The sequence below is a fragment of the Curtobacterium sp. MCLR17_054 genome (genome assembly GCF_003234335.2).
GTDB lineage: Bacteria > Actinomycetota > Actinomycetes > Actinomycetales > Microbacteriaceae > Curtobacterium > Curtobacterium flaccumfaciens.
Genome location: NZ_CP126263.1, coordinates 2,560,367 through 2,585,702, shown reverse-complemented (window position 1 = coordinate 2,585,702; position 25,336 = coordinate 2,560,367). Strand labels below are relative to the sequence as shown.

Annotated in this window: 25 protein-coding genes; 17 read left to right on the top strand and 8 right to left on the bottom strand. The window is 70.3% G+C overall.

What is annotated here, in order from left to right; all coding sequences use genetic code 11:
• Positions 1–105 precede the first annotated feature (105 nt).
• From DEJ08_RS12210 to DEJ08_RS18915, 4 genes are all read left to right on the top strand, one after another.
• Positions 106–642, top strand: coding sequence for a DUF805 domain-containing protein (locus DEJ08_RS12210; protein WP_111046835.1), 537 nt, complete (start codon positions 106–108; stop codon positions 640–642).
• Positions 643–724: 82 nt separating this feature from the next.
• Positions 725–1,309 (top strand): DUF805 domain-containing protein, encoded by a 585-nt coding sequence (locus DEJ08_RS12205; RefSeq protein ID WP_111054460.1) that lies wholly within the window; start codon positions 725–727, stop codon positions 1,307–1,309.
• A complete protein-coding gene (locus DEJ08_RS12200; protein WP_111054461.1) occupies positions 1,306–1,830 on the top strand; it encodes a DUF805 domain-containing protein in 525 nt (174 codons plus the stop codon). The genes DEJ08_RS12205 and DEJ08_RS12200 overlap by 4 nt, the downstream gene beginning before the upstream one ends.
• Positions 1,827–2,600 carry a DUF805 domain-containing protein gene (locus tag DEJ08_RS18915; protein WP_349775351.1) on the top strand — a complete coding sequence of 258 codons (774 nt, stop codon included), beginning with the start codon at positions 1,827–1,829 and terminating at the stop codon, positions 2,598–2,600. The genes DEJ08_RS12200 and DEJ08_RS18915 overlap by 4 nt, the downstream gene beginning before the upstream one ends.
• 67 nt (positions 2,601–2,667) lie before the next feature.
• Here DEJ08_RS18915 and DEJ08_RS12190 read toward each other — a convergent pair whose 3' ends face one another.
• The 6 genes from DEJ08_RS12190 to DEJ08_RS12165 all read right to left on the bottom strand — a co-directional run bounded on the left by DEJ08_RS12190 (position 2,668) and on the right by DEJ08_RS12165 (position 8,200).
• Positions 2,668–3,309: a TNT domain-containing protein gene (locus DEJ08_RS12190; protein WP_111054462.1), complete on the bottom strand. Its 642-nt coding sequence runs from the start codon at positions 3,307–3,309 to the stop codon at positions 2,668–2,670.
• Between the two features lie 51 nt (positions 3,310–3,360).
• Positions 3,361–4,134, bottom strand: coding sequence for a succinate dehydrogenase iron-sulfur subunit (locus tag DEJ08_RS12185; RefSeq protein ID WP_017888736.1), 774 nt, complete (start codon positions 4,132–4,134; stop codon positions 3,361–3,363).
• 1 nt (position 4,135) lies between these two features.
• Positions 4,136–5,929, bottom strand: coding sequence for a succinate dehydrogenase flavoprotein subunit (sdhA, locus tag DEJ08_RS12180; RefSeq protein ID WP_027466445.1), 1,794 nt, complete (start codon positions 5,927–5,929; stop codon positions 4,136–4,138).
• A 49-nt stretch (positions 5,930–5,978) separates the two neighbouring features.
• The gene (gene sdhD / locus DEJ08_RS12175; protein ID WP_071406401.1) at positions 5,979–6,425 is read right to left on the bottom strand and encodes a succinate dehydrogenase, hydrophobic membrane anchor protein; all 447 of its coding nucleotides are present in this window, start codon (positions 6,423–6,425) and stop codon (positions 5,979–5,981) included.
• Between the two features lie 11 nt (positions 6,426–6,436).
• Complete coding sequence (gene sdhC / locus DEJ08_RS12170; RefSeq protein ID WP_017888739.1) at positions 6,437–6,886, bottom strand: succinate dehydrogenase, cytochrome b556 subunit; 450 nt, start codon at positions 6,884–6,886, stop codon at positions 6,437–6,439.
• A gap of 78 nt (positions 6,887–6,964) precedes the next feature.
• Positions 6,965–8,200 carry a glycosyltransferase family 4 protein gene (locus DEJ08_RS12165; protein ID WP_258367042.1) on the bottom strand — a complete coding sequence of 412 codons (1,236 nt, stop codon included), beginning with the start codon at positions 8,198–8,200 and terminating at the stop codon, positions 6,965–6,967.
• 154 nt (positions 8,201–8,354) lie between these two features.
• On the opposite strand from DEJ08_RS12165, the gene DEJ08_RS12160 reads away from it, so the two are divergent.
• From DEJ08_RS12160 to DEJ08_RS12100, 13 genes are all read left to right on the top strand, one after another.
• Positions 8,355–9,470: a mannose-1-phosphate guanylyltransferase gene (locus DEJ08_RS12160; RefSeq protein WP_027466449.1), complete on the top strand. Its 1,116-nt coding sequence runs from the start codon at positions 8,355–8,357 to the stop codon at positions 9,468–9,470.
• 198 nt (positions 9,471–9,668) lie between these two features.
• A complete protein-coding gene (locus DEJ08_RS12155) occupies positions 9,669–10,733 on the top strand; it encodes a BMP family lipoprotein (RefSeq protein ID WP_027466452.1) in 1,065 nt (354 codons plus the stop codon).
• Between the two features lie 141 nt (positions 10,734–10,874).
• On the top strand, positions 10,875–12,395 hold the full coding sequence (locus DEJ08_RS12150) for an ABC transporter ATP-binding protein (protein ID WP_071406403.1): 1,521 nt from the start codon (positions 10,875–10,877) through the stop codon (positions 12,393–12,395).
• A 55-nt stretch (positions 12,396–12,450) separates the two neighbouring features.
• Entirely contained in the window at positions 12,451–13,818 is a 1,368-nt protein-coding gene (locus tag DEJ08_RS12145; protein WP_181438982.1) for an ABC transporter permease, read from the top strand.
• Positions 13,815–15,107 (top strand): ABC transporter permease, encoded by a 1,293-nt coding sequence (locus DEJ08_RS12140; protein WP_084741425.1) that lies wholly within the window; start codon positions 13,815–13,817, stop codon positions 15,105–15,107. Before DEJ08_RS12145 ends, DEJ08_RS12140 begins: the two co-directional genes overlap by 4 nt.
• Positions 15,108–15,126: 19 nt before the next feature.
• Positions 15,127–15,609, top strand: a complete 483-nt coding sequence (locus DEJ08_RS12135; RefSeq protein ID WP_071244268.1) for a cytidine deaminase — start codon at positions 15,127–15,129, stop codon at positions 15,607–15,609.
• A gap of 5 nt (positions 15,610–15,614) precedes the next feature.
• The gene (locus tag DEJ08_RS12130; protein ID WP_111054464.1) at positions 15,615–16,913 is read left to right on the top strand and encodes a thymidine phosphorylase; all 1,299 of its coding nucleotides are present in this window, start codon (positions 15,615–15,617) and stop codon (positions 16,911–16,913) included.
• Between the two features lie 120 nt (positions 16,914–17,033).
• The gene (locus DEJ08_RS12125; RefSeq protein WP_111022313.1) at positions 17,034–18,146 is read left to right on the top strand and encodes an adenosine deaminase; all 1,113 of its coding nucleotides are present in this window, start codon (positions 17,034–17,036) and stop codon (positions 18,144–18,146) included.
• Positions 18,147–18,149: 3 nt separating this feature from the next.
• On the top strand, positions 18,150–18,596 hold the full coding sequence (locus DEJ08_RS12120; protein WP_111029446.1) for a PTS sugar transporter subunit IIA: 447 nt from the start codon (positions 18,150–18,152) through the stop codon (positions 18,594–18,596).
• Positions 18,593–18,871 carry a PTS sugar transporter subunit IIB gene (locus DEJ08_RS12115; protein ID WP_027466460.1) on the top strand — a complete coding sequence of 93 codons (279 nt, stop codon included), beginning with the start codon at positions 18,593–18,595 and terminating at the stop codon, positions 18,869–18,871. Before DEJ08_RS12120 ends, DEJ08_RS12115 begins: the two co-directional genes overlap by 4 nt.
• An 88-nt stretch (positions 18,872–18,959) precedes the next feature.
• Entirely contained in the window at positions 18,960–19,802 is an 843-nt protein-coding gene (locus DEJ08_RS12110) for a purine-nucleoside phosphorylase (protein ID WP_111054465.1), read from the top strand.
• Positions 19,799–21,463 carry a phospho-sugar mutase gene (locus tag DEJ08_RS12105; RefSeq protein WP_111054466.1) on the top strand — a complete coding sequence of 555 codons (1,665 nt, stop codon included), beginning with the start codon at positions 19,799–19,801 and terminating at the stop codon, positions 21,461–21,463. Before DEJ08_RS12110 ends, DEJ08_RS12105 begins: the two co-directional genes overlap by 4 nt.
• Before the next feature lie 178 nt (positions 21,464–21,641).
• Positions 21,642–22,580: a hypothetical protein gene (locus DEJ08_RS12100; protein ID WP_111054467.1), complete on the top strand. Its 939-nt coding sequence runs from the start codon at positions 21,642–21,644 to the stop codon at positions 22,578–22,580.
• Between the two features lie 84 nt (positions 22,581–22,664).
• On the opposite strand, the gene DEJ08_RS12095 is transcribed toward DEJ08_RS12100, so the two are convergent.
• Complete coding sequence (locus tag DEJ08_RS12095) at positions 22,665–24,449, bottom strand: acetyl/propionyl/methylcrotonyl-CoA carboxylase subunit alpha (RefSeq protein ID WP_071406410.1); 1,785 nt, start codon at positions 24,447–24,449, stop codon at positions 22,665–22,667.
• Positions 24,450–24,528: 79 nt separating this feature from the next.
• A complete protein-coding gene (locus DEJ08_RS12090) occupies positions 24,529–25,323 on the bottom strand; it encodes a Maf family protein (protein ID WP_111054468.1) in 795 nt (264 codons plus the stop codon).
• Positions 25,324–25,336: the final 13 nt, after the last annotated feature.

Here is a 25,336-nt window from a genome sequence, read left to right as displayed (position 1 = left end):
AGGTCCTCGGTCGGGTCAGGTGTCGTCCGGGCGGATGACGCTCATCGGGGCGGGGGAGTGCCACACTCTGTGTGGACCGACAGCCGCGCCGGAAGGAACCGACCGATGAGCGACCAGTACCCACCGCGGGACCCATACGGGCAACAGCAGGGCCCGTACGGCCAGCAGCCGTGGGGGCAGCAGCCTCCGGGGCAGTACGGGCAGCCCGGTCCGGGTCGGCCGAGTGGTGGGAGGTCCGAGCCACCGCTCTGGGCACCCTGGTACGGCATCCCCTTCCCCCAGGCGTTCTTGCGCTTCTGGAAGAAGTACGTGCGCTTCGACGGTCGGGCCAGTCAGTCGGAGTACTGGTTCTGGGCGCTCTGGTACCTGATCGGTTCGGCTGCCGCCGGCATCATCGGGAGCGGGTTCGACGTGCTGCCGTTCGTCGACGACGGTTCGGACGGCCTCGGCAGTCTCTGGAGCCTGGCCTGCGCACTCGGCTTCATCGCGTTGACCGTGCGCCGGCTGCACGACGTCAACCTCAGCGGCCTGCTCGCCCTGTTGTTCATCATCCCGCCGATCGGCATCCTGTTCTCGTTGATCATCGGCCTGATGTCGTCGAACCCGCAGGGGCAGCAGTACGACCGTCCGATGCAGGGGTGACGCGCGGAACCGGTTCTGACCGCCGCTCAGGAGTTCTGGTTGACTCAGACGCGAACATCAGCCAACACTCGAGGGGGACCACGTGAGCGACCAGTACCCGCAGGATCCGAACAACCAGCCGAACGCCCAGTTCGGCGGCGCACCGCAGTACGGCGGCGCACCGCAGTACGGCCAGCAGCCGGCGACCGGACCGAACGGCGAACCGCCGCTCTGGGCACCGTGGTACGGGATCTCGTTCGGCAAGGCCGTCGGCCGCTTCTTCAAGAAGTACGCCACGTTCAGCGGTCGTGCCAGCCGGAGCGAGTTCTGGTGGTGGTACCTCGCCAACGCGATCGTCGGCATCGTCCTCGGCATCCTGTACGCCATCGGTTTCGCGACCTCCGAGCGCTCGACCGTGTCGATGTCGTCCTCGACGTCGACCAGCGTCCAGTCCACCGTCACCGAGCCGTCCGCGCTCTTCGTCATCTCGGGCATCCTGTTCCTGCTCTGGGGCCTCGCGATCATCGTCCCGACGCTCGCCCTCGGCTGGCGCCGCCTGCACGACGCGAACCTCCCCGGTGCGCTGTGGATCATCGCGATCTTCGTCGGCATCGTCGGCATCGTCTTCGGCCTGCTGCCCTCGAACCCGCAGGGCGCGCGCTTCGACCGTCCGCAGGGCGCCCGATGACCGAGAGCACGCAGCAGTGGGCGCCCCCGCAGCAGCCCGGTCAGCAGACCGACGCCGCGGGGACGCCGCCGCGATGGGCACCGTGGTACGGGATCTCGTTCCCGAAGGCAGTTGCGCGCTTCTTCGCGAAGTACGCCACGTTCAGCGGCCGTGCGAGCCGGAGTGAGTTCTGGTGGTGGTTCCTGGCGAACACGATCGTCACCGGGGCACTCGTGGCCATCGGGACGGTCATCCGCCTCACCACGCTCAACAGCCGGACCGTCGACTACTACGGCAACGAGATCACCGTCGTCGACCCGGTCCCGCCGGTCTTCTGGGTCGTGCTCGTCCTGCTGGCGCTCTGGGGTCTCGCGACCCTGGTGCCGTCGCTCGCCCTCGGCTGGCGGCGCCTGCACGACGCGAACCTGTCCGGGGCGCTCTGGATCATCGCGCTGTTCGTCGGCGTCGTCGGCATCGTCTTCGGCTTGCTGCCGTCGAACTCGCGGGGCGCGCGGTACGACCGGCCCGGGGTCGGTCGATGAGCAACGACGGGATGCCGCAGTGGGGTCAGCCGGGTGGCGGTCAGCCTCAGGGGCAGCCGGGCTCCGGTGACCAGCCTGCTCACGGGCAGCCGGGCTCCGTCGGGCAGCCCGGGTACGGGCAGCAGTCGGGTTACGGGCAGCAGCCTGGTTACGGGCAGCAGCCTGGCTACGGGCAGCAGCCTGGCTACGGGCAGCAGCCCGGCTACGGACAGCAGCCCGGCTACGGACAGCAGCCGTACCAGCAGTACGCCCAGCCGTACGTCGGTGGGTACCCGCAACTGGCGGAGCCGATACCGGTCGGCCCGGATGGCGTTCCGCCGCTGTGGGCCCCTTGGTACGGCATCGGGTTCCTCGACGCCTTCCTCCGGTTCTTCAAGAAGTACGCCCGCTTCGACGGCCGTGCCGGTCGCAGTGAGTACTGGTACTGGTTCCTGGCCAACGCCATCGTCACGATCGTGCTCTACGGGGGCTTCATCGCCCTGCTGATCGCCACCAGCCCGTCCACCACCGTCGTGGACGACTACGGGTACTCGCGCGACGTGTCGGGGGCGCCTTCGCCGTTCGCCTTCGTGCTGCTCGGGCTCTTCGGACTGTGGTGGCTCGCCACCCTCGTGCCGAACCTGGCACTCGCGTGGCGCCGACTCCACGACGCGAACCTGCCGGGCCCGCTCTGGCTCGTGTCGCTCATCGCGAGCCCCGCGGCCATCGTGTTCGGCTGCCTGCCGTCGAACCCGGCCGGTGCGCGGTACGACCGCCCCGACCTGCGGTAGCTCCACGAACGAGAACAGCCCGCCCCACGCATCGAGCGCGGGGCGGGCTGTTCGTGTATCGGTGGGCTCAGACGACCCGGAGGCGGACCAGCGCGCCGTCGACCACCAGGTCACGCACGGTGGCCGCCGGGTCGGCGACCTGGAAGCGCAGGGCGCCACCCGGCTGCTCGAACCACGGTTGGACGAAGCGGACGTTCACCAGGAACGGCCGGTCGACGACGTAGCGGTGGGTCTCCGGCGAGGAGGTCACGTGCGGGGGCAGTGACCGGCTGGGCAGCGGGGTGTCGAGCGGGTGCAGCAGGTAGCCGTCCGGGCCACCGATGCGGTCGACGGGGACACCGGCCGGGATCTGGATGGTCAGCCCCTGCTCGCCGGCCTGTGCGACCTGCTGCGCGAGCTGCGGGTAGGTCGACGCTGCGCGGTCGCGGAGCCCCTCGAGCTCATGACGAGGGATGTCGCGCGGCTCCGGGAACGGACGGTTCAGGAAGCGGCGCAGCATCTCGACCGCGTCGTCCTCGCCCGTGGCCTGCGCGAGACGACGAGCCGTGCCGTAGTCGACCACCTCGAGCGCGTAGCCGGAGGCGTCGGTCTGGACGATGCGGAGCGCCCCCTCGACCGGCGGTTCGTGCAGGGTCTCGCCGGGGAGCTGCACGTACCGGGTCGTGTAGCCGAGCTGGTCGAGGATGGGGCGGGTGTCCGCGAACGTCATGGTCGGGAGCCTATCGGTCGACGTGGTGCTGGGCCTTGGACGGAGCCGGGACTACGCGCGGCCGCGCATGATCGCCTGCTTGACCTCGGAGATCGCCTTCGTCACCTGGATGCCACGGGGGCACGCGTCGGTGCAGTTGAAGGTCGTGCGGCAGCGCCAGACGCCTTCCTTGTCGTTGAGGATGTCGAGACGGACGTTCGCGGCGTCGTCGCGGGAGTCGAAGATGAACCGGTGTGCGTTCACGATCGCGGCGGGGCCGAAGTACTGCCCGTCGGTCCAGAACACCGGGCAGGACGACGTGCACGCGGCGCAGAGGATGCACTTCGTGGTGTCGTCGAAGCGGGCGCGGTCGGCGACGGACTGCACACGCTCCTTGCCGGGCGTCGGGGCCGACGAGGACTGCAGGAACGGCTGCACCTCGCGGTAGCTCTGGAAGAAGGGCTCCATGTCGACGACGAGGTCCTTCTCGAGCGGCAGTCCCTTGATCGCCTCGACGTAGATCGGCTTCGAGACGTCGAGGTCCTTGATCAGGGTCTTGCACGCCAGGCGGTTGCGACCGTTGATGCGCATCGCGTCGGAACCACACACGCCGTGCGCGCACGAGCGGCGGAAGGTCAGGGACCCGTCCTGCTCCCACTTGATCTTGTGCAGGGCGTCGAGGATGCGGTCGGTCGGCAGCATCATGACGTCGAAGTCCTGCCAGCGCGGCTCGTCGTCGACGTCGGGGTCGAAGCGACGGACGATGACCGTGACGGAGAAGGATCCGGGAGGGGCGTCCTGCACGGTGTCGGTGCGGGGTGCCTCGGAGACCAGGGTGTCGGTCATCTCAGTACTTCCTCTCCATCGGCTGGTACCGCGTGATGACGACGGGCTTCCAGTCGAGCGTGATGTGGTCGTCGGCGAGTGACGAGTGCGGGTCGCCCGTCAGGTACGCCATGGTGTGCTGCATGTAGTTCTCGTCGTCGCGCTTCGGGTAGTCGTCGCGCATGTGGCCGCCGCGGCTCTCCTTGCGGTTGCGCGCGGAGTAGACGACGACCTCGGCCAGGTCGAGCAGGAACCCGAGCTCGACGGCCTCGAGCAGGTCGGTGTTGAACCGCTTGCCCTTGTCCTGCACGGAGACCTGCATGAAGCGGTTGCGGAGCGTGTGCAGCGTTTCGGTGACGCGGGCGAGCGACTCGTCCGTGCGGAACACCTGGGCGTTCTTGTCCATCTCCTCCTGCAGTTCCTTGCGGAGGGCGGAGACGCGCTCGGTGCCGGTCGACGCACGGAGCTGGTCGAGCATGCCGCGGACGCCGGCCGCCGGGTCTTCCGGCAGGGGGAGGAACTCGGCGGTCTGGACCCACTCGGCGGCGTTGTTCCCCGAGCGCTTGCCGAAGACGTTGATGTCGAGCAGCGAGTTGGTGCCGAGCCGGTTGGAGCCGTGCACGGAGACGCAGGCGCACTCGCCGGCGGCGTACAGGCCGGGGACGACGGTGGTGTTGTCGTACAGGACCTCGGCCTTGACGTTCGTCGGGATCCCGCCCATCGCGTAGTGCGCGGTCGGCATGACGGGCACCGGCTCGACGACCGGGTCGACGCCGAGGTACGTGCGGGCGAACTCGGTGATGTCCGGCAGCTTCGTCTCGAGGACCTCGGCCCCCAGGTGCGTGCAGTCGAGCAGCACGTAGTCCTTGTTCGGTCCGGCACCCCGACCCTCGGCCACTTCCTGCACCATGCAGCGCGCGACGATGTCACGCGGTGCGAGGTCCTTGATGGTGGGGGCGTACCGCTCCATGAAGCGCTCGCCCGAGGCGTTCCGGAGGATCGCGCCCTCGCCACGGGCACCCTCGGTCAGCAGGATGCCGAGCCCGGCGAGTCCGGTCGGGTGGAACTGGAAAAACTCCATGTCCTCGAGCGGCAGGCCCTTGCGCCACACGATGCCGACGCCGTCGCCGGTCAGGGTGTGCGCGTTCGAGGTGGTCTTGTACATCTTGCCGAAGCCGCCGGTCGCGAAGATCATCGCCTTGGCGTGGAAGACGTGCAGCTCCCCGGTCGCGAGCTCGAACGCGACGACGCCGGCAGGCTGCTGGCGGGTGACGCCGTCGTCACCGACGACGTCGACCATGATGAGGTCGAGCGCGTAGAACTCGTTGTAGAACTCGACGCCGAGCTTCACGCAGTTCTGGAACAGCGTCTGCAGGATCATGTGCCCGGTGCGGTCGGCGGCGTAGCAGGCCCGGCGGACCGGGGACTTGCCGTGGTCGCGGGTGTGCCCACCGAAACGGCGCTGGTCGATCTTGCCCTCGGGCGTGCGGTTGAACGGCAGGCCCATGTTCTCGAGGTCGATGACGGCGTCGATCGCCTCTTTGGCGAGGATCTCGGCGGCGTCCTGGTCGACCAGGTAGTCGCCGCCCTTGATCGTGTCGAAGGTGTGCCACTCCCACGAGTCCTCTTCGACGTTCGCGAGGGCCGCGGCCATCCCGCCCTGCGCCGCACCGGTGTGCGACCGGGTGGGGTAGAGCTTCGAGATGACGGCCGTCTTCGCCTTCGGGCCGGCTTCGATCGCGGCTCGCATGCCCGCGCCTCCGGCGCCGATGATGACGATGTCGAACTGGTGGTGGTGGACGGTGGTCTCGGTCACAGGGGTCTTTCCGTAGACGGTGGGAACGCGGGCAGCAACGGTGGTGGTGCTACTGCGCCGGGCAGAAGGACGGCAGGTCGGCGGCAGCGGCGCCGGCGGGGCACGGGTCGAAGGTCCAGCAGACGAGGAGCCCGAGGACGATCAGCACGACGCAGGCGGCCAGGATCGCGACGAGGAGCGTCTTGCGGATGCCCGGCTTCGACACGTAGTCGTTGACGATCGTGCGCATGCCGTTCGAGCCGTGGATGAGGGCGAGGACCAGCATGAGCGAGTCCCAGACCTTCCAGAAGGGGTTGGCCCACTTGCCGGCGACGAAGGCGAAGTCGATCTGCTTGACGCCCTCGCCGGCCACCATGTTGACGAAGAGGTGGCCGAAGATCAGCACGACGAGCAGCACGCCCGAGGCGCGCATGTAGATCCAGCCCCACTTCTCCCAGTTGGTGGTGCTGCGGGCGGCTGCGGCCGAGCGGGGAGGTTCGACGATCTGCGTGGTCATGTTCGTGCCCCTCAGTTGAAGTCCGCGACGAGGTTCATGAGCTGGCGGGGCAGAAAGCCCGCGATCGCCACCGCCCACAGGACCATGACGATCCAGAACATGGCCCGCTGGTACTTCGGGCCCTTCGACCAGAAGTCGATCAGGATGATCCGCAGGCCGTTGAAGGCGTGGAACACGATGGCCATGACGAGCGCGATCTCGCCGAGGTTCATGATCGGGGTCTTGTACGTGCCGATGACCGCGTTGTACGCCTCTGGGGAGAGCCGCACGAGCGCCGTGTCGAGGATGTGCACGAGCAGGAAGAAGTAGATCGCGACACCGGTGATGCGGTGGAGGACCCACGACCACATCCCGATCGAACCGCGGTAGAGCGTGCCCTGTGGCGTCCGAGAAGCCCGTGGGGCTTCGATCGAGACGTCGGGCACCGCGGTCGCCGTACCCCCGCCGGTGTGCTCAGCCATGAGCTCGTCCTTCCATAGGACGGGCTCGCCCGATCGGCGAGCCCTTGCCGTTCGTGTTCGTGTGGAACACGACCCATCCTATGCGCGGGCGCTGACCTTCTCGTCCCGACCTGCCCGGAGGCCCCGTCCGACGGGCGGCGCGCCGATGGTGCGGGCCGTGTCGTGGTGGTCGAGGAGCTGGTCGCCGACGGCCTCCCAGGTGGTGCCCTCGACCCGGAGCCGACCGGCGGAACCCATCCGCTCCGCCAGCGCGCGGTCGTGGTGCAGCCGCAGGACCGCGTGCCGCAGGGCCTGCGGCGCATCGGCGTCGTAGAGCTCGCCGTCGAGCCCCGGGGCGACCAGGTCGAGCGGGCCGCCGGACGCCGGTGCGATCACCGGCAGGCCGGAGGCGTGGGCCTCCTGCAGGGTCTGCCCGAAGGTCTCGGCCGGACCGGTGTGCACGAACAGGTCGAGCGACGCGTACGCGTCGGCGAGTGCGTCGCCGCGCAGGGGACCGGTGAAGGTGACGTCGAGGTGCCGGAGCCGACGTTCGAGCATCGTCCGCGACGGACCCCCTCCGGCCACGACGACCCGGATGCCGGGGACGCCGCCGAGTTCGGCGAGCCGCTCGACCTCCTTCTCCGGGGCCAGGCGTCCGACGTACCCGACGATGGTCTCGCCGTTCGGGGCCAGGCGCCGGCGGAGTGCCCGCACGTGCCCGGTCGAGCGGCGCGCGGGGTGGAACAGCTCGGTGTCGACGCCGCGACCCCAGCGGGCGACGCGGGGCACGCCCTCCTCGGCGAGCATCGCGGCCGTCGCGCTCGACGGGGCGAGCGTCAGCGAGGCGCCGGCGTGGATGCGTCCGAGGATCTTCCGCACCAACGGGACGGTCGCGGTCAGACCGTTGCGGCGGGCGAAACCGGCCACGTCGGTCTGGAAGACGGCGACGGAGGGGATGCCGAGCCTCCCGGCTGCCGTGATCGCGCGCCCACCCAACAGGAACGGACTGGCGGCGTGGAGCACGTCGGCGCCGGAGGCGGCGAGGATCGTGTCGAGCACCGGGTGGGGGAGGGCCACCGGGAACTGGCGGTAGGCGACGGCGGGGATGCGGTGGACGTCGAAGGAGCGGTAGCGCTCGACGGCGCTGCGCGACCGGAACTGCGCCAGGCCGGGGGTGTCCGGGGCGATCACGACCGCGCGGTGACCCCGTCGTTCCAGGTGGTCGAGGACCGCCAGGACACTGGTGGTCACGCCGTTGAGGGTGGGCAGGAAGCTCTCGGTCACGACGGCGACGGTCCGGGGGGACGTGCCGCGCTCCACGCTGCGTGCGCTCATGGTGCTGCCCATGCTCCGGGCGTGACGTGACCCGGCGGGGCCGCCGACGTGAACGGGACGCGCGCGCCGGGTGAACAACGCTGCGGGAGCCCGCATGCGGGAATCGTGCGGAGACCACCCAGGATCCGCCCGGTGGGACCGGTACGGTGAGCGCGTGGCTGACGCTCTCGAAGACTTCTACGCGATCATCCCCGCAGGGGGCATCGGATCGCGCCTGTGGCCGTTGTCGCGCGCGGACGCACCCAAGTTCCTGCACGACCTGACGGGTTCCGGCACCTCGCTGCTGCGGCAGACCTGGGACCGCCTGGCGCCGCTCGCCGGCGATCAGCGGATCATGGTCGTCACCGGCCGTGCGCACCGGGTCGCGGTGGAATCGCAGCTGCCTGGCGTCGAGGACCACAACGTGGTGCTCGAGAGCGAACCGAAGGACTCCACGGCGGCCATCGGCCTGGCCGCGGCGATCCTGGTGCGCCGCGAGCCCGACGTCGTCATCGGCTCGTTCGCCGCCGACCACGTCATCGGTGACGCCCGCGGCTTCCGTCGTTCGGTGCGCGAAGCCGTCGCCGTCGCCCGTGCCGGCTACGTCACCACCATCGGCATCACCCCGACGGAACCCGCGATCGGCTTCGGCTACATCAACGCCGACACCGCCGGGCTCGACATCGAGGGTGCCCCGACCGCACACGCGGTGAAGTCGTTCGTCGAGAAGCCGGACCTCGACACCGCCCGCTCCTACGTCGAGCAGGGCAACTACCTCTGGAACGCCGGCATGTTCATCGCCCGCGCCGACGTGCTGCTCGCCGAGATCGGCCGGACGAAGCCCGAGCTGCTGGCCGGCATCAACGAGCTCGCCGACGCCTGGGACACCTCGGCCCGCGGCGCCGTCGTCGACGCCGTCTGGCCGATGCTCGAGAAGATCGCGATCGACTACACGGTCGCCGAGCCCGCCGCCGCTGCCGGACGCATGGCGGTCGTCCCCGGTGACTTCGACTGGGACGACGTGGGCGACTTCGCCTCCCTCGCCAAGCTGCAGTCCGGCGGCCGGCCGAACAACCTCGCCGTGCTCGGGGACGGTGCCCGCATCCTGGCGGACTCGTCGAGCGGCATCGTGATCTCGCACAGCCAGCGGCTCATCTCGCTCATCGGCGTCGAGGACATCGTCGTCGTGGACACCCCGGACGCGCTGCTCGTCACCACGAGCGCGAACGCACAGCGGGTCAAGGGCGTCGTGGATGCCCTGAAGATCAGCGGCCGCGGCGACGTCCTGTAGCGCTCCATCGACAAACCCCTCGAACTGGGGGTGAATGAATGGCCCCGCGTTACGGGCGCGTTTCGGCGGGGTCGCGATCCCGTAACCGATCCGCAGGACCCCCGCAACGGGTCCTGTACCGACCCGACGGTCGTGTACTGTCGCCACGATCGCCCGGAACGCACGTGGTCCGGGCACGCTCCCCGGAGGAACCAACCCGTGACATCTCGTACCCGACAGGTCGTCCTCAGCGGCCTCGCGCTCGCCGGCACCGTCGCCGTCCTGGCCGGCTGCGCCTCGGCGCCGTCCACCACCGACTCGGCGAAGAAGACCGACTTCCGCCCCTGCATGGTCTCCGACGCCGGTGGGTTCGACGACAAGTCGTTCAACCAGCTCGGCTACGAGGGCATGAAGGACGCCGCCAAGGACCTCGGTGCCACCTACAAGGAGGCCGAGTCGAAGGACGCCACCGTCTACGACTCGAACATCGAGCAGCTCATCGGCCAGAACTGCAACCTCGTCGTGACCGTCGGCTTCAACCTGGCCGACGCCACGAAGAAGCAGGCCGCTGCGAACCCCGACACCGACTTCGCGATCATCGACGACAACTCGATCGACGCGAAGAACGTCAAGCCGATCACGTTCGACACCTCGCAGGCGGCGTTCCTCGCCGGCTACGCGGCGGCGTCCTACTCGAAGACCGGCGTCGTCGGCACCTTCGGTGGCATGCAGATCCCGACCGTCACCATCTTCATGGACGGCTTCGCGGACGGCGTGAAGTACTACAACGAGCAGAAGGACAAGGACGTCAAGGTCGTCGGCTGGAACGTCGACACCGGCAAGGGCTCCTTCACCGGTGGCTTCGAGGCCGGCACGCAGGCCAAGTCGGTCGCGCAGACGCTCCTCGACCAGGACGCCGACGTGATCCTCCCCGTCGGTGGCCCGATCTACCAGTCCGCTGCTGAGGCCATCAAGGACGCCGACAACGGCTCCGTCCTGATCGGTGCGGACAGCGACCTCTACGAGGCCGACCCCCGCTACAAGGACATCGCCTTCACCTCGGTCGAGAAGGGCATGCGCCCGGCCGTGAAGGACGTCGTCGAGCAGGCGGCTGACGACAAGTTCTCGAAGGACCCGTACGTGGGCACCCTCGAGAACGACGGCGTCGGCATCGCGCCGTTCCACGACTTCGAGTCCAAGGTCGACAAGGGCCTGCAGGGCGAGCTCGACGACGTGAAGGCCGGCATCATCGACGGCTCGATCAAGGTCAAGACCCAGTCCTGACCCGATGAACGCGGGCGGGGGAGCATCCCTCGCCCGCGTTCTCGTGCGCCCGGGTGGCGCACACCACATCGTGCATCCGCGGGCTGCACGCGACACCGTGCGCCCGCGTGGCGCGCGCGAGACAGAAATAGACTCCCGAACATGAAGCTCGAACTCCGCGGCATCACCAAGCGGTTCGGCGCCCTGGTCGCCAACGACCACATCTCGCTCACCGTCGAGCCGGGTGAGGTCCACTGCCTCCTGGGTGAGAACGGCGCCGGCAAGTCCACCCTGATGAACGTCCTGTACGGCCTGTACGACGCCGACGAGGGCGAGATCCTGCTCGACGACGTGGTGCAGGACTTCGACGGCCCCGGTGACGCCATGCGCGCCGGCATCGGCATGGTGCACCAGCACTTCATGCTCGTGCCCGTGTTCACCGTCGCCGAGAACGTCATGCTGGGGCAGGAGCAGACCACCTTCGGCGGGCGGCTCGACCTGGCCGGTGCCCGGAAGCGCGTGCAGGAGATCTCCGATCGCTTCGGGTTCGACGTCGACCCTGACGCCAAGGTCGAGGACCTGCCCGTCGGTGTGCAGCAGCGCGTCGAGATCATCAAGGCGCTGTCCCGCGACGCCTCCGTGCTGGTGTTCGACGAGCCGACGGCCGTCCTCACCCCGCAGGAGACCGACGAGCTGATGGGCATCATGCGCCAGCTCCGCGAAGCCGGCACCGCGATCGTCTTCATCACCCACAAGCTGCGCGAGGTGCGCGAGGTCGCCGACCGCATCACGGTGATCCGCCTCGGCAAGGTCGTCGGCGAGGCATCGCCGACCGCCACGAACAACGAGTTGGCCGCGCTGATGGTCGGCCGTGCCGTCTCGCTCGTGGTCGACAAGGCTCCCGCGACCGGTGGCGCGGACGCCCTGGTCGTCGAGAACCTGACCGTGACCGACCCGTCCGGCATCGTGCTCGTCGACGACGTCTCCTTCACGGTGCGCCGCGGCGAGGTCCTGGCGATCGCCGGGGTGCAGGGCAACGGACAGACCGAGCTCACCGAGGCGATCATCGGCCTCGAGCCCGCCCACGCCGGCCGCATCACCCTCGACGGCAAGGAACTCACCGGCCGGAGCGTCAAGCAGGTGCTCGACGCCGGCGTCGGCTTCGTCCCCGAGGACCGCAAGGAGGACGGCCTGGTCGGCGAGTTCACCATCGCCGAGAACCTGATGCTCGACCGGGCCGACCACGCCGAGTTCGTCCGCGCCGGCACGATCCGCTCGGCCGAGCGCGACGCCTTCGCCGACGAGAAGATCGCCGAGTTCGACATCCGGACGCCGGGTCGCACCACCGCGGCCGGTCGGCTCTCCGGTGGCAACCAGCAGAAGATCGTCCTGGCGCGCGAACTGAGCCGTGAGCTGCGGCTGTTCGTCGCCGCGCAGCCCACCCGCGGCATCGACGTCGGCTCGATCGAGTTCGTCCACAAGCGCATCGTCGCCACCCGCGACACCGGTGTGCCGGTCATCGTCGTCTCCACCGAGCTCGACGAGGTCGTGGCCCTGGCCGACCGGATCGCCGTGATGTACCGCGGCGGCATCGTCGGCATCGTCCCCGCGACCACCCCCCGTGACGTCCTCGGCCTCATGATGGCCGGGGAGATCCCCGAAGGAACGGAGCTGGCCGCATGACCGGTTCGGCCGGCGAGATCCACGCCACACCCACGACCGGAACGGAGCTGGCCGCGTGACCGCGCAGGAACCAGACAACACGCAGCAGCCGACCCCGGCTGCGCACGGCACCGCGGACGCCCCGCTCACCGACGATCGTCTGCAGGAGGTCGAGTCGACCCCGCACCTGATGACGGACTCGGCGGAGGACACCGAGCGCCGCAACGGCGCCGGTGGTGACCGCTGGCAGGCCGCCCTGCAGGGGATCCTGAACGGCTCCGTGCTCGTCACGGTGCTCGCCGTCGTCCTCGCGCTGGTCGCGTGCGGCATCCTCATCGCGGTGACGGACGAGAACGTCCGTGCCACGGCCGGCTACTTCTTCGCCCGCCCCACCGACATGCTCCAGGCGATCGGCACCGCGGTCGGCGGCGCCTACGCCTCGCTGTTCCAGGGCTCGGTGTTCAACTTCGGCGCGGACTCCTTCCAGCAGGCGATCGGGCCGCTCACGCGCTCCGTCGACTACTCGGTGCCGCTCATCGCCGCCGGGCTCGGGATCGCGCTGTCCTTCCGCGCCGGACTGTTCAACATCGGCGGCCAGGGCCAGATCCTGATGGGCGCCGCTGCCGCCGGGTGGGTCGGGTTCTCGTTCGACGGGCCTGCCGCGATCCACATCCCGCTCACGATCCTCGCCGGCATCGTCGGCGGCGCAGTCTGGGGCGGCATCGTCGGGGTGCTCAAGGCCCGGACGGGTGCGAACGAGGTGGTCGTCACGATCATGCTCAACTACGTCGCGCTCTACCTGGTCAGCTACCTGCTCCGCACCCCGGGCCTGCTGCAGGCCCCGGGCAGCAGCAACCCGATCTCGCCCGGCACGAAGGACAGCGCGCTCCTGCCGCAGCTCTTCGGTGTGCGGTACGGCGTGGACCTCGGGTTCATCGTCGCGATCATCGCGGTCGTCGTCGTCTGGTGGCTCGTCAACAAGTCGTCGCTCGGCTTCCGGTTCCGCACCATCGGTGAGAACCCCCGTGCTGCCCGTGTGGCCGGCATGAGCGTCCCGTCGCTGACCATCTGGGTCATGGTCATCTCCGGTGCCCTGGTCGGCATCGCCGGCGCCTACCAGGTGCAGGGCGCCGTCACCACGGGCTTCACCTCGGGCATCGACGCCGGCATCGGCTTCGACGCCATCACCGTGGCACTGCTCGGCCGTTCGAAGCCGTGGGGCGTGTTCTGGGCGGCGATCCTGTTCGGCGTCCTGAAGAACGGTGGCTACGCCATGCAGGCCGCCAACGGCATCCCGATCGACATCGTCGGCGTCATCCAGGCCCTCATCGTCCTCTTCATCGCGGCGCCGCCGCTCGTCCGCGCGATCTTCCGGATCCCGCAGCCGGGTGCACGCAAGCGCACGAAGACGAGCAAGAACAGCAAGAAGGCGGTCGCCGCATGAGCACCCTCAGCCCCACCGCGGCCGCGCCGCGCATGCCCCTGGACGACCGCCCGGTCGAGACGACCCGCAGCTGGAAGCTCCCGATCGGGTACGGCGTGTTCACGTTGCTCGCGCTCGTGCTGTTCGGCTTCGGACACCGCCCCGGAACGGCGACGCTCCGCCTGGCGTCGAAGGGCGACTTCTTCGCGCTGCCGAACCTCCCGCTGCCGGCGACGGCCACCGGGATCGTCGTCACCGTGCTGCTCGCGCTCGCCACGGTGTACGCGATCGTCGAGACCCGTGCCTCGCGACGTGTGCCGCTCTGGGTGACCTCGGTGTTCGCGATCGTCTTCGTGGTCGGTTTCCTCGCATGGGCGGTCGCCGGCGACTCGATCACCATCCCCGGCATGCTGTTCGGTGCGCTCGGCCTCGCGGTCCCGCTCGTCTTCGGTGCACTCGGCGGCGTCATCTCCGAGCGGGTCGGCGTGGTGAACATCGCGATCGAGGGTCAGTTCCTCGCCGGTGCGTTCACCTCGGCGCTCATCGCCTCGCTCACCGGGTCGCCCTGGGTCGGCCTCGTCGGTGCCCTCGTCGCGGGTGTGCTCGTGTCGTTCGTCCTCGCGGCGTTCAGCATCAAGTACCTGGTCGACCAGGTCATCGTCGGTGTCGTCATCAACGCCTTCATCTCGGGCCTGACCGGCTTCCTGTACTCGCAGGTGCTGTCCCCGAACCAGCAGACGCTCAACATCGGCATCCGGTTCCCGAAGTTCGAGGTCCCGGTGCTCCACCAGATCCCGATCATCGGACCGATCTTCTTCGAGCAGTCGGTCGTCGTCTACCTGGCCTACGTCGCCGTCGCGGTCGTCACCTTCGGCCTGTTCAAGACCCGTTGGGGTCTGCGACTCCGCGCCGTCGGCGAGCACCCGCAGGCCGCCGACACGGTGGGCATCAACGTCACGAGCACCCGGTTCTGGAACGTCTCGCTCGCCGGCGCGATCGCGGGCCTCGGCGGGGCGTACTTCACGCTCGACGCCACCGGCGGGTTCACGAAGGACATGACCGCGGGCGCGGGCTACATCGCCCTGGCCGCCGTGATCTTCGGCCGCTGGGACCCGATCAAGGCCACGCTCGCCGCCCTGCTGTTCGGCTTCGCGTCGAACCTGCAGAACACGCTCAGCGCGGTCGGCTCGCCCGTGCCGAGCGAGTTCCTGCTGATGCTGCCGTACGTGGTGACGATCTTCGCCGTGGCCGGCCTGGTCGGGCAGTCGCGCGGCCCCGCCGCGTCCGGCAAGCCCTACATCAAGAGCTGACGGCCTGGAGGCACGACACATGACCGACACGCAGCAACCAGGTGACCAGGCGGTCACCGCCACCGACCCGACGGACGCCGCCACGGGCCTCCCGGTCGACGACGTGGACTGGGGCGTCCTGCGGGACGCCGCCACGGCCGCGATGCGGCGCGCCTACGCGCCGTACTCGTCGTTCCCGGTGGGCGCCGCTGCGCTCACCGACGACGGCCGGATCGTCTCCGGCTGCAACATCGAGAACGCGAGCTACGGGGTGACGCTCTGCGCGGAGTGCTCCCTCGTGTCGCAGCTGCACATGACCGGCGGCGGCAAGCTCGTCGCGTTCACGTGCGTCGACGGCGACGGGGCGACCCTGATGCCGTGCGGCCGCTGCCGCCAGCTGCTGTTCGAGCACTCGACCGAGGGCATGCTCCTCGAGACGCTCTCCGGCATCCGCACCATCGACGAGGTCCTGCCGGACGCCTTCGGGCCGCGCACCCTCGCCACCTACCAGCAGGAGCACTGATCCACATGGCCGTCGAGCCGTTCGACACCGTCGACCTCATCCGTACGAAGCGCTCCGGCGGGGCCCTCAGCACCGCCGAGGTGGACTGGCTCGTCGACGCGTACACCCGCGGCTACGTCGAGGACCCGCAGATGGCCGCGATGGCGATGGCGATCTTCCTGAACGGGATGGAGCGGCGTGAGATCAAGGACCTCACGCTCGCGATGATCGCGTCGGGGGAGCGGATGTCGTTCTCGTCGCTCGGCAAGACGACCGTGGACAAGCACTCCACCGGTGGCGTCGGCGACAAGATCACGCTGCCGCTCGCACCCCTGGTGGCGTCGTTCGGCGTCGCTGTGCCGCAGCTGTCCGGACGCGGACTCGGGCACACCGGCGGCACGCTCGACAAGCTCGAGTCGATTCCCGGGTGGCAGGCGTCCATCTCGAACGACCGCATGATGCAGGTGCTGCAGGACGTCGGCGCGGTCATCTGCGCCGCCGGGTCCGGCCTGGCACCCGCGGACAAGAAGCTCTACGCGCTCCGCGACATCACCGGCACGGTCGAGTGCATCCCGCTCATCGCGTCGAGCATCATGTCGAAGAAGATCGCCGAGGGCACCGGTGCGCTCGTGCTCGACGTCAAGTTCGGTTCCGGCGCGTTCATGCCGACGTACGAGGCGTCCCGGGAGCTCGCGCAGACCATGGTCGACCTCGGCAACGACGCCGGGGTCGCGACCTCGGCGCTGCTGACCGACATGGAGGTCCCGCTCGGGCTGACGATCGGCAACGCGCTCGAGGTGCGGGAGTCGGTCGAGGTGCTCGCCGGCGGCGGTCCCGCCGACGTCGTCGAGCTGACCGTGGCGCTCGCGACCGAGATGCTCACGCTGGCCGGACTGCCCGATGCCGACCCGGCCGCGGCGCTCGCGGACGGCCGCGCCATGGACACCTGGCGTCGGATGATCGAGGCGCAGGGCGGGGACCCGTCCGCCGCGCTGCCCGTCGCCCGCGAACAGCACGTCGTCACCGCTCCGACGTCGGGTGTCCTCACGCAGCAGGACGCGCTGCCGTTCGGGGTCTCGGCCTGGCGGCTCGGGGCCGGTCGTGCCCGGGCGCAGGACCCGGTGCAGGCCGGTGCGGGCATCGAGCTCCACGTCAAGCCGGGGGACACCGTGACCGAGGGCCAGCCGCTCTGGACGCTGCACTCCGACGACGCGTCGCGGATCCCGCGCGCGCTGGAGTCGCTCGAGGGCGCGTGGACCATCGGCCCGGGGGGCTCCGCTGCCGCGGCACGTGGGCCGATCGTGCGCGAGCGCATCGGGTCCTGAACCCGGCCACCCGACCGACCGGAGGCTCCCTGCACACCTGTGGGGAGCCTCCAGTGTCTTCCGTCGTGGGTTGTGCACAGGTGCCTGCGCGGCGGCGGTGACCACCGATAGCCTGGGGGCATGAGCGCCGACGCCCCGACCTACCGCCTGCCCGACGCCGGGGCGGTCATCAACGACCTGCCGAAGGTCTCGCTGCACGACCACCTCGACGGCGGCCTGCGTCCCGCGACCATCATCGAGCTCGCAGCGTCGGCGGGTGTGTCGCTCCCCACCACCGACCCGGCCGAGCTCGGGCAGTGGTTCGCCGACCAGTCGAACTCCGGCTCCCTGGTCGAGTACCTGAAGACGTTCGACGTCACCACGTCGGTGATGCAGACCGCACCGCAGCTCACCCGGATCGCCCGCGAGTTCGTCGAGGACCTGGTCGCCGACGGCGTCGTCTACGGCGAGGTCCGCTGGGCGCCGGAGCAGCACCTGCAGGGCGGACTGACCCTCGACCAGACGGTGGAGGCCGTGCAGGCCGGCATCGAGGAAGCCGTCGACGCCGCCGGTGGGCGCATCCGCGTCGGCCAGCTCGTCACCGCGATGCGGCACGCCGACCGGTCGCTCGAGATCGCCGAGCTCGCCGTCCGGCACCGTGACGCCGGGGTCGTCGGCTTCGACATCGCCGGTGCCGAAGCCGGGTTCCCCGCCTCGAACCACCGCGCCGCCTTCGACTACCTGGCGTCCGAACTGTTCCCCGTCACCGTGCACGCGGGCGAGGCCGACGGGCTCGCATCCATCCGGTCCGCGCTGGTCGACGGCCGGGCGCTCCGCCTCGGGCACGGCGTCCGCATCTTCGAGGACGTCGCCCTGTCCGACGCCGGGGACGGCTCGACGCTGGCCTCCCTGGGCGAGGTCGCCTCGTGGGTCCGTGACCGCGAGATCCCGCTCGAGGTCTCGCCGTCGTCCAACCTGCAGACCGGGGCGATCGCCGCGTGGGGCGACGACCTCGCCGACCACCCGTTCGACGTGCTCTACCAGCTCGGCTTCCGGGTCACGGTGAACACCGACAACCGCCTGATGAGCGGGACCTCGCTGTCGAAGGAGCTCGCTCTGCTCGCCGGCACGTTCGGGTACGACCTCGACGACCTGGCGGCGTTCCAGATCAACGCCGCGCTCGGGTCGTTCCTGCCGCTCGAGGACCGCGAGGAGATCATCGCCACCATCACGGCCGGGTACCAGGAGGCCTGACGCATGGGACTGCCACCGCTGCCGGACACCGCCGTCCTCCTCGGTGCGGACGCGCCCGCGTGGCGTGACGCGATGCGCCTGGTCGGCGGTGCGCTCGTCGCTTCGGGCGCCACCACCGACGAGTACACCGACGCCATGATCGGCATGGTCGAGGAGCACGGGCCGTACATCGTCATCTCGCCGGGGCTCGCGTTCGCGCACGCCCGGCCGGGTGGCGCCGTCGTGCGGGACGGACTCGCGATCGTGACGCTCGCGACGCCGGTGGCGTTCGGCCACCCGCACAACGACCCCGTCCGGGTGGTGCTCGGGCTCGCGGTGGCCGAGGTCGGCACCCACCTGGAGTCGATCGGCGAGATCGCGAACCTGTTCAACGACGCCACGGTGACCGGACGGATCGCGGCGGCGACCACCGCGGACGAGGTCCGCGCGATCATGGGGGTCTCCGCGTGAAGATCGTGACCATCTGCGGCGCCGGCATCGGGTCGAGCGGCATCCTCAAGGTGAACGCCGAGAAGGCGCTCGACGCCCTCGGGCTGTCTGCGTCGGTCGTCGCGGCGGACGTCGCGTCCGTGCGGGACGTCTCCGACGACGCCAACGTGATCCTGACGAGTCAGGAGTTCGTCGAGGCGATCGGTGACACCTACGCCGAGGTCATCGTCATCGCGAACCACTTCGACCAGGGCGAGATCACGGCGGCTGTGGACCGGGCGCTCGGCGAGCACTGAGGCGGGTGCGGCGGCGGCCGGGCGGCAGGTGCGGTGGCGGCCGCTGCGGCGGCTGCTGCGGCGGGCGTCCGCCCTTTAGAGTTGGGGCATGAGCACCGAGAACCCGCTGAACGACCCCGCTGCCGACCCGTTCGAGGTCGCGCGGGCCGCCGCCGCCGTCATCGCCGAACAGTCCGGCATCGAGCGGCACGACATCGCCCTGACCCTCGGCTCGGGCTGGGGCAAGGCCGCCGACATCATCGGTGAGACCGTGTCCGAGATCCCGGCCGAACAGGTCCCCGGGTTCAGCGCCTCGGCCGTCCCCGGACACTCCGGCACCATCCGGTCGATCCGCCTCGCCGACGGCCGCCACGCGCTCGTCATCGGTGCCCGCACCCACTACTACGAGGGCCACGGGGTCCGTCGGGTCGTGCACAGCGTCCGCACCGCGGCGGCGACCGGTGCCTCGATCATGGTGCTGACCAACGGCGCCGGCGGCATCAAGGAGCACTGGACCCCGGGCACCCCGGTGCTCATCAGCGACCACATCAACCTGACCGCGGACAGCCCGCTCGAGGGCGCGACGTTCATCGACCTGACCGACCTGTACTCGGCGCGTTTGCGCGAGCTGGCCCGGACGGTCGACCCGTCGCTCGACGAGGGCGTGTACACGCAGTTCCGCGGCCCGCACTACGAGACCCCGGCCGAGGTCCAGTTGGCGAAGACCATCGGCGGACACATCGTCGGCATGTCGACCGCGCTCGAGGCCATCGCGGCCCGTCAGGCCGGCATGGAGGTCCTCGGGTTCTCGCTCATCACGAACCTCGCCGCGGGCATCCAGAAGACCCCGCTGTCGCACACCGAGGTGCTCGAGGCCGGCAAGCAGGCCGAGCCGGTGATCGCCGACCTGCTCGCACGCGTGGTCGCCGCACTCGGGCAGCCGGCGTCGTGAAGCTCGACCTCGACCAGGTGCTCGGCACCGCGCGGGCGTGGCTGGCGCAGGACCCCGACCCGGAGACCCGTAACGAGCTGGCCGCGGCGATCGACGCGGCGGCCGACGGTGACGGTCCCGCTGTCCGGGCGCTCGCCGAGCGGTTCGACGGCCGGCTGCAGTTCGGCACCGCCGGCCTCCGTGCCGAGCTCGGCTGGGGCCCACTGCGGATGAACCGGGTCGTCGTGACCCAGGCCGCTGCGGGGCTCGCACGGTTCCTCATCGACACCGGGCGCTCGCGCAGCGTCGTGATCGGGTACGACGGCCGGGTGAACTCGGACGTCTTCGCACGTGATTCCGCCGAGGTCATGCGCGGCCTCGGGCTCGAGGTCACCCTGCTGCCCTCGGCCCTGCCGACGCCGGTGCTCGCGTTCGCCGTCCGGCACCTCGACGTCGGCGCGGGCGTCATGGTCACCGCGAGCCACAACCCGCCGCGGGACAACGGGTACAAGGTCTACCTCGGTCAGCACGACGACGGCTCGCAGATCGTGCCGCCCGTCGACGGCGAGATCGCGGCCGCCATCGACGCTGTGGCCGCGGGCTCCGTCACCGACCTGCCGCGCGGCACGGACTACACCGTCGCGACGTCGGCCCTGGTCGACGCCTACGTGGCCGCCACGGCCGCGATCGTGCCCGCTCCGGCACTCGGGGTCGAGGCGCAGCCGAAGGTCGTCTACACGGCCATGCACGGCGTCGGGTGGGAGACCGCTCGCGCGGTGTTCGCCGCGGCCGGGTTCGCGTCACCGACGGTGGTGCCGGCGCAGATCGAGCCGGACGGTGCGTTCCCGACGGTCTCGTTCCCGAACCCCGAAGAGCCCGGCGCGATGGACCTGGCGATCGCCCGCGGGCTCGCCGTCGGCGCCGACCTGGTGATCGCGAACGACCCCGACGCCGACCGGCTCGCACTCGCGATCCCGGACGGGTCCAGTTCCTACCGCCGGCTGTCAGGCAACGAGGTCGGCTGGCTGCTCGGGTGGCGTGCCGCTGCACGGGCGTCCGAGTCGGGCGCGACCGGCACGCTCGCCGCGTCGATCGTCTCGTCGCCGGCGTTGGCCCGGGTGGCTGCGCGCCACGGGCTGGAGTACCGCGACACCCTGACCGGCTTCAAGTGGGTCTCGCGGGTGCCCGAGCTGCTGTTCGGCTACGAAGAGGCCCTGGGCTACCTGGTCGACCCGTCGGTCGTGCGCGACAAGGACGGCATCTCGGCTGCGCTCGAACTGCTGTCCCTCGCCGACGAGCTCGCCGCGTCCGGTTCGACCATCGCTGACCACCTCGAAGCCTTCGCCGCCGAGTTCGGCGCGTTCGCATCGGGGCAGGTCGCGACCCGCGTCGACGACCTGTCGCGCATCGGTGAGATCATGGCGTCGCTCCGGTCCACGCCGCCGTCGACGCTCGGCGGGCTCGACGTGCACACGGTGACGGACTACGCCGACGGGGTGGCGGGCTTCCCGCCCTCGGACATCCTGCGCTACGACCTGTCCGGCGACGCCCGGGTGATCGTCCGCCCGAGCGGGACCGAGCCCAAGGTGAAGGTCTACATCGACACCGTCGCGGACACCCCCGCCGAGGCCCAGCGCCTGGTCGACGCCCTCGCCGAGTCGGTGCGCCCCTTGGTGTCGTAGGGCGCGGTCCGCCCGAACCAGGTTCCGGACACAGCACCGTGCATCTTCGCGGTGCTGTGTCCATGCCGCAGTGTCGCGTAAGCCCGGTACCGCTCCACAATGGCAACGGGTCGGCTGGTTCTCCACAGCGACCGGGTCATCGTGCCGTGAGTGGCCGCCGGGACGCCACGCTGTCCCGATGGAACGCCTCACGCTCATGACGACTCCGGTGGACAGCGCAACGGCTCGCAGCATGCGGCGCAGAACGGAGCGGGGCGAGTTCCTCCGCATCGGCCACGGCGTTTCGACCCCCGCCCAGGCGTTCCGGGATGCGTCGGAAGCGGCTCGTCACCGTGCCCGGATCGATGCCGTCCTCGCTGCCTCCCGTCCGGGGCTGATCGTGTCGCACGCGTCGGCCGTCGTCATGCACGAGCTGCCCTGGTTCGGGCCACTCCCGGATCGCGTGGCCCTCACCGACCCCACGCGCGACCGCGCGCAGCGCCTGCGGTTCAGCGACAAGGTGCCGGCGCGTGGTCGAGACATGGCAACCGTGCTCATCGACGGGGTCGAGACGACGGACCTGGTGACCACGGCCATCGACGTTGCGCTCCGATCCGACCGGGGCCATGCCCTGGTCGTCCTCGACGCGGTGCTCCGGCGAGGGGTCGATCGTCACGACCTGCTGGCCGAACTCGAATCGCGACCGACACGCCGCGGTGCCCAGCGGGTCCGAGCGCTCCTCGAGCTCGCGGATGGACGGATCGAGTCCGTCGGAGAGAGCCTCGCGCTGTTGGTGATGCACGATCTCGGGTTGCCACGGCCGGAGCTGCAACACGAGTTCTCCGTCGACGGCCGATGCTTCGCGCGGGTCGACTTCTGGTTTCCGGAGCAGGGGGTGGTCGTGGAGTTCGACGGACTCGTCAAGTACCGGGCCGGCGAGGTTCGCGGCGCGCGGACGGCAGAAGAAGTGGTGATCGCGGAGAAGTTCCGAGAGGACGCGGTACGTGCAGTCCCGGGGGTCCGGGGTCTCGCGAGGCTGATCTGGCGGGAAGTCCTTCCGGGAGGAGATGCTCCGTCCACGCTCCGGAGGTCCGGACTCCCGGTCCCACTGGCGAGCCGCACGACACCAACGTGGTGACGCATCGTGGAACGGACACAGCACCGTGTAGATGCACGGTGCTGTGTCCGGAACCTGGTTCCGGGGGAGAGACGGAACCCCGCGCTACGCGAGCTCGAGCAGCACGTGACCGGACGAGACCGTCTGGCCGACCGGGGCGTTCAGCCCGGTGACGACGCCGTCCTTGTGGGCCTGCACGGGCTGCTCCATCTTCATGGCCTCGAGGACGACGAGCAGGTCGCCCTTCACCACGGTGTCGCCCTCGGCGACCGCGAGCTTCACCACGGTGGCCTGCATCGGCGACGCGACGGACGACCCGGACTTCGCCAGACCCCCGCGGACGGCCGACGAGCGGCGCTTCGGGGGAGCGGTGGGGCCGGCCGGACGACGACCGGCGACACCGCCGGCAGCACCGCCACCGACGATCGACGGCATGGTGACCTCGATGCGCTTGCCCTGCACCTCGACCACGACGCTGTCGCGCGCAGCCGGGGCCGGCAGTTCCTCGGGGGAGCCGCTCCACGCCGGGATGTCGTTCACGAAGTCGGTCTCGATCCACTGCGTGTAGATGCTGAACGGCTCGTCGTCGGCCGTCGCGAACGCTGGGTCGGACACCACGGCACGGTGGAAGGGGAGCACGGTCGGCAGGCCGGTGACCTCGAACTCGGCGAGTGCACGACGCGAACGCTCCAGCGCCTCGGCACGGGTGGCGCCGGTGACGATCAGCTTCGCGAGCATCGAGTCGAACGACCCGGACACGACGTCACCGGAGACGACACCCGAGTCGACACGGACGCCGGGGCCGGACGGTGCGTTGAACGCGTGCACGGGGCCGGGCGCGGGGAAGAAGTTACGACCCGGGTCCTCGCCGTTGATGCGGAACTCGAACGAGTGTCCCCGCGGCGTGGGGTCCGAGTAGTCGAGCACACCACCCTCGGCGATGCGGAACTGCTCGCGCACCAGGTCGATGCCGGTGACTTCTTCGGAGACACAGTGCTCGACCTGCAGGCGGGTGTTGACCTCGAGGAACGACACGGTGCCGTCGGCGCCGATGAGGAACTCGCAGGTGCCGGCACCGACGTAGCCGACCTCGCGCAGGATCGCCTTGGACGACTCGTACAGCGCGGTCTGCTGCTCGGGCGTCAGGTAGGGCGCCGGGGCTTCCTCGACGAGCTTCTGGTGGCGTCGCTGCAGCGAGCAGTCGCGGGTGGAGACCACGACGACGTTGCCGTGCTCGTCCGCCAGGCACTGGGTCTCGACGTGGCGCGGCTTGTCCAGGTACTTCTCGACGAAGCACTCGCCCCGACCGAACGCGGCGATCGCCTCACGTGTGGCGGACTCGAAGAGCTCCTCGACCGAGGCACGGTCGCGGACGACCTTCAGACCACGACCGCCACCGCCGAACGCCGCCTTGATCGCGACGGGCAGACCGACCTGGTCGACGAAGTCGAAGACCTCGGAGACGTCCTGCACGGGCTCGATGGTGCCGGGGGCGAGCGGTGCGCCGACCTTCTCGGCGACGTGGCGCGCGGAGACCTTGTCGCCGAGGCGTTCGATCGACTCCGGCGACGGGCCGATCCAGACGAGCCCGGCGTCGATGACGGCGCGGGCGAAGTCGGCGTTCTCGGCGAGGAACCCGTAGCCCGGGTGCACGGCGTCCGCACCGGAGCGGCGGGCGACCGAGATGATCTTGTCGATGACGAGGTACGTGTCGGCGCTCGTGGTGCCGTTCAGCGCGTAGGCCTCGTCGGCGAGGCGGGCGTGCAGGGCATCGCGGTCCTGGTCGGCGTACACCGCGACCGATGCCTTGCCCGCGTCGCGGGCCGCGCGGATGATGCGGACGGCGATCTCGCCGCGGTTCGCGATGAGGACCTTGCTGATACGGGGCATGACACAGCAGCGTATTCGTGCGGCGGGAGTGCGTTTTGACTGGCACCCACAAAGAACCACCCGGAACAGGTGCGGATGTCTACAGTGCCCACAGGTTGTGCCAGGCGATGCCGAAGCCCCGGAGGAGCATCGACCGCAGCACCGGCAGCGACATCCCGATCACGGCGGACGGTGCGCCGTCGATCCGCGTGATGTACGCCGCGGCCCGACCGTCGATGGTGAACGCACCCGCCACCTCGAGCGGCTCGCCCGTCGCGACGTACGCGTCGATCTCGTCGACGGACACATCGTCGGCGAAGGTCAGCACCGCGCTGTCGACCGCGACCACGCGGTCGCCGGCGGCGGCCAGCGCCGACCCGCCGGGCGCGACGTCACCCAGCTGCGGGACGCCGGCGGCGGACGTGACCAAGGACCGGACGGGAGGCACGGTGCGGGCCGGTGCCGCGCCTCCAGGCCGTCCCGTGGCCGGTTCCGGGTCCCGGTGCCGGTCGTCGCGTCGTCGATCGATCACGCAGTGCCCGCTCCACAGGGTCCCGCCGCCGGCGGCGAGCATCTGCCGCCAGCGCTCCCGGGCGACCGCCGGGTCGTGCGGCTTGCCGTACAGCTGTCCGTCGACCTCGAAGGCGGAGTCCCCGCCGAACACCACTCCGTCGACCGGTGACCCGGCGACCGCGGAGTCGGCGACTGCGGACGCCTTCGCGACGGCGAGGAGCGAGACGAGCTCCGGACCGGTCAGGTCACGGCCGAGCGATGCCGCTGCTGCAGCGCCGACGGCGTCCTCGTCGACCCCGGGGGACACGAGCACGGGTTCGATCCCGGACTGGGCGAGCAGTGCTCGGCGGGCGGGGGATGTACTCGCGAGGTACAGACGCATGGGACCATCTCAC

Coding starts and splice junctions, on each gene's coding strand:
- DEJ08_RS12210 (WP_111046835.1), top strand. CDS start 106: ATGAGCGACCAGTACCCACCGCGGGACCCATACGGGCAACAGCAGGGC.
- DEJ08_RS12200 (WP_111054461.1), top strand. CDS start 1,306: ATGACCGAGAGCACGCAGCAGTGGGCGCCCCCGCAGCAGCCCGGTCAG.
- DEJ08_RS18915 (WP_349775351.1), top strand. CDS start 1,827: ATGAGCAACGACGGGATGCCGCAGTGGGGTCAGCCGGGTGGCGGTCAG.
- DEJ08_RS12190 (WP_111054462.1), bottom strand. CDS start 3,309: ATGACGTTCGCGGACACCCGCCCCATCCTCGACCAGCTCGGCTACACG.
- DEJ08_RS12185 (WP_017888736.1), bottom strand. CDS start 4,134: ATGACCGACACCCTGGTCTCCGAGGCACCCCGCACCGACACCGTGCAG.
- sdhD (WP_071406401.1), bottom strand. CDS start 6,425: ATGACCACGCAGATCGTCGAACCTCCCCGCTCGGCCGCAGCCGCCCGC.
- sdhC (WP_017888739.1), bottom strand. CDS start 6,886: ATGGCTGAGCACACCGGCGGGGGTACGGCGACCGCGGTGCCCGACGTC.
- DEJ08_RS12165 (WP_258367042.1), bottom strand. CDS start 8,200: ATGAGCGCACGCAGCGTGGAGCGCGGCACGTCCCCCCGGACCGTCGCC.
- DEJ08_RS12150 (WP_071406403.1), top strand. CDS start 10,875: ATGAAGCTCGAACTCCGCGGCATCACCAAGCGGTTCGGCGCCCTGGTC.
- DEJ08_RS12140 (WP_084741425.1), top strand. CDS start 13,815: ATGAGCACCCTCAGCCCCACCGCGGCCGCGCCGCGCATGCCCCTGGAC.
- DEJ08_RS12135 (WP_071244268.1), top strand. CDS start 15,127: ATGACCGACACGCAGCAACCAGGTGACCAGGCGGTCACCGCCACCGAC.
- DEJ08_RS12130 (WP_111054464.1), top strand. CDS start 15,615: ATGGCCGTCGAGCCGTTCGACACCGTCGACCTCATCCGTACGAAGCGC.
- DEJ08_RS12125 (WP_111022313.1), top strand. CDS start 17,034: ATGAGCGCCGACGCCCCGACCTACCGCCTGCCCGACGCCGGGGCGGTC.
- DEJ08_RS12120 (WP_111029446.1), top strand. CDS start 18,150: ATGGGACTGCCACCGCTGCCGGACACCGCCGTCCTCCTCGGTGCGGAC.
- DEJ08_RS12110 (WP_111054465.1), top strand. CDS start 18,960: ATGAGCACCGAGAACCCGCTGAACGACCCCGCTGCCGACCCGTTCGAG.
- DEJ08_RS12100 (WP_111054467.1), top strand. CDS start 21,642: ATGGAACGCCTCACGCTCATGACGACTCCGGTGGACAGCGCAACGGCT.
- DEJ08_RS12095 (WP_071406410.1), bottom strand. CDS start 24,449: ATGCCCCGTATCAGCAAGGTCCTCATCGCGAACCGCGGCGAGATCGCC.
- DEJ08_RS12090 (WP_111054468.1), bottom strand. CDS start 25,323: ATGCGTCTGTACCTCGCGAGTACATCCCCCGCCCGCCGAGCACTGCTC.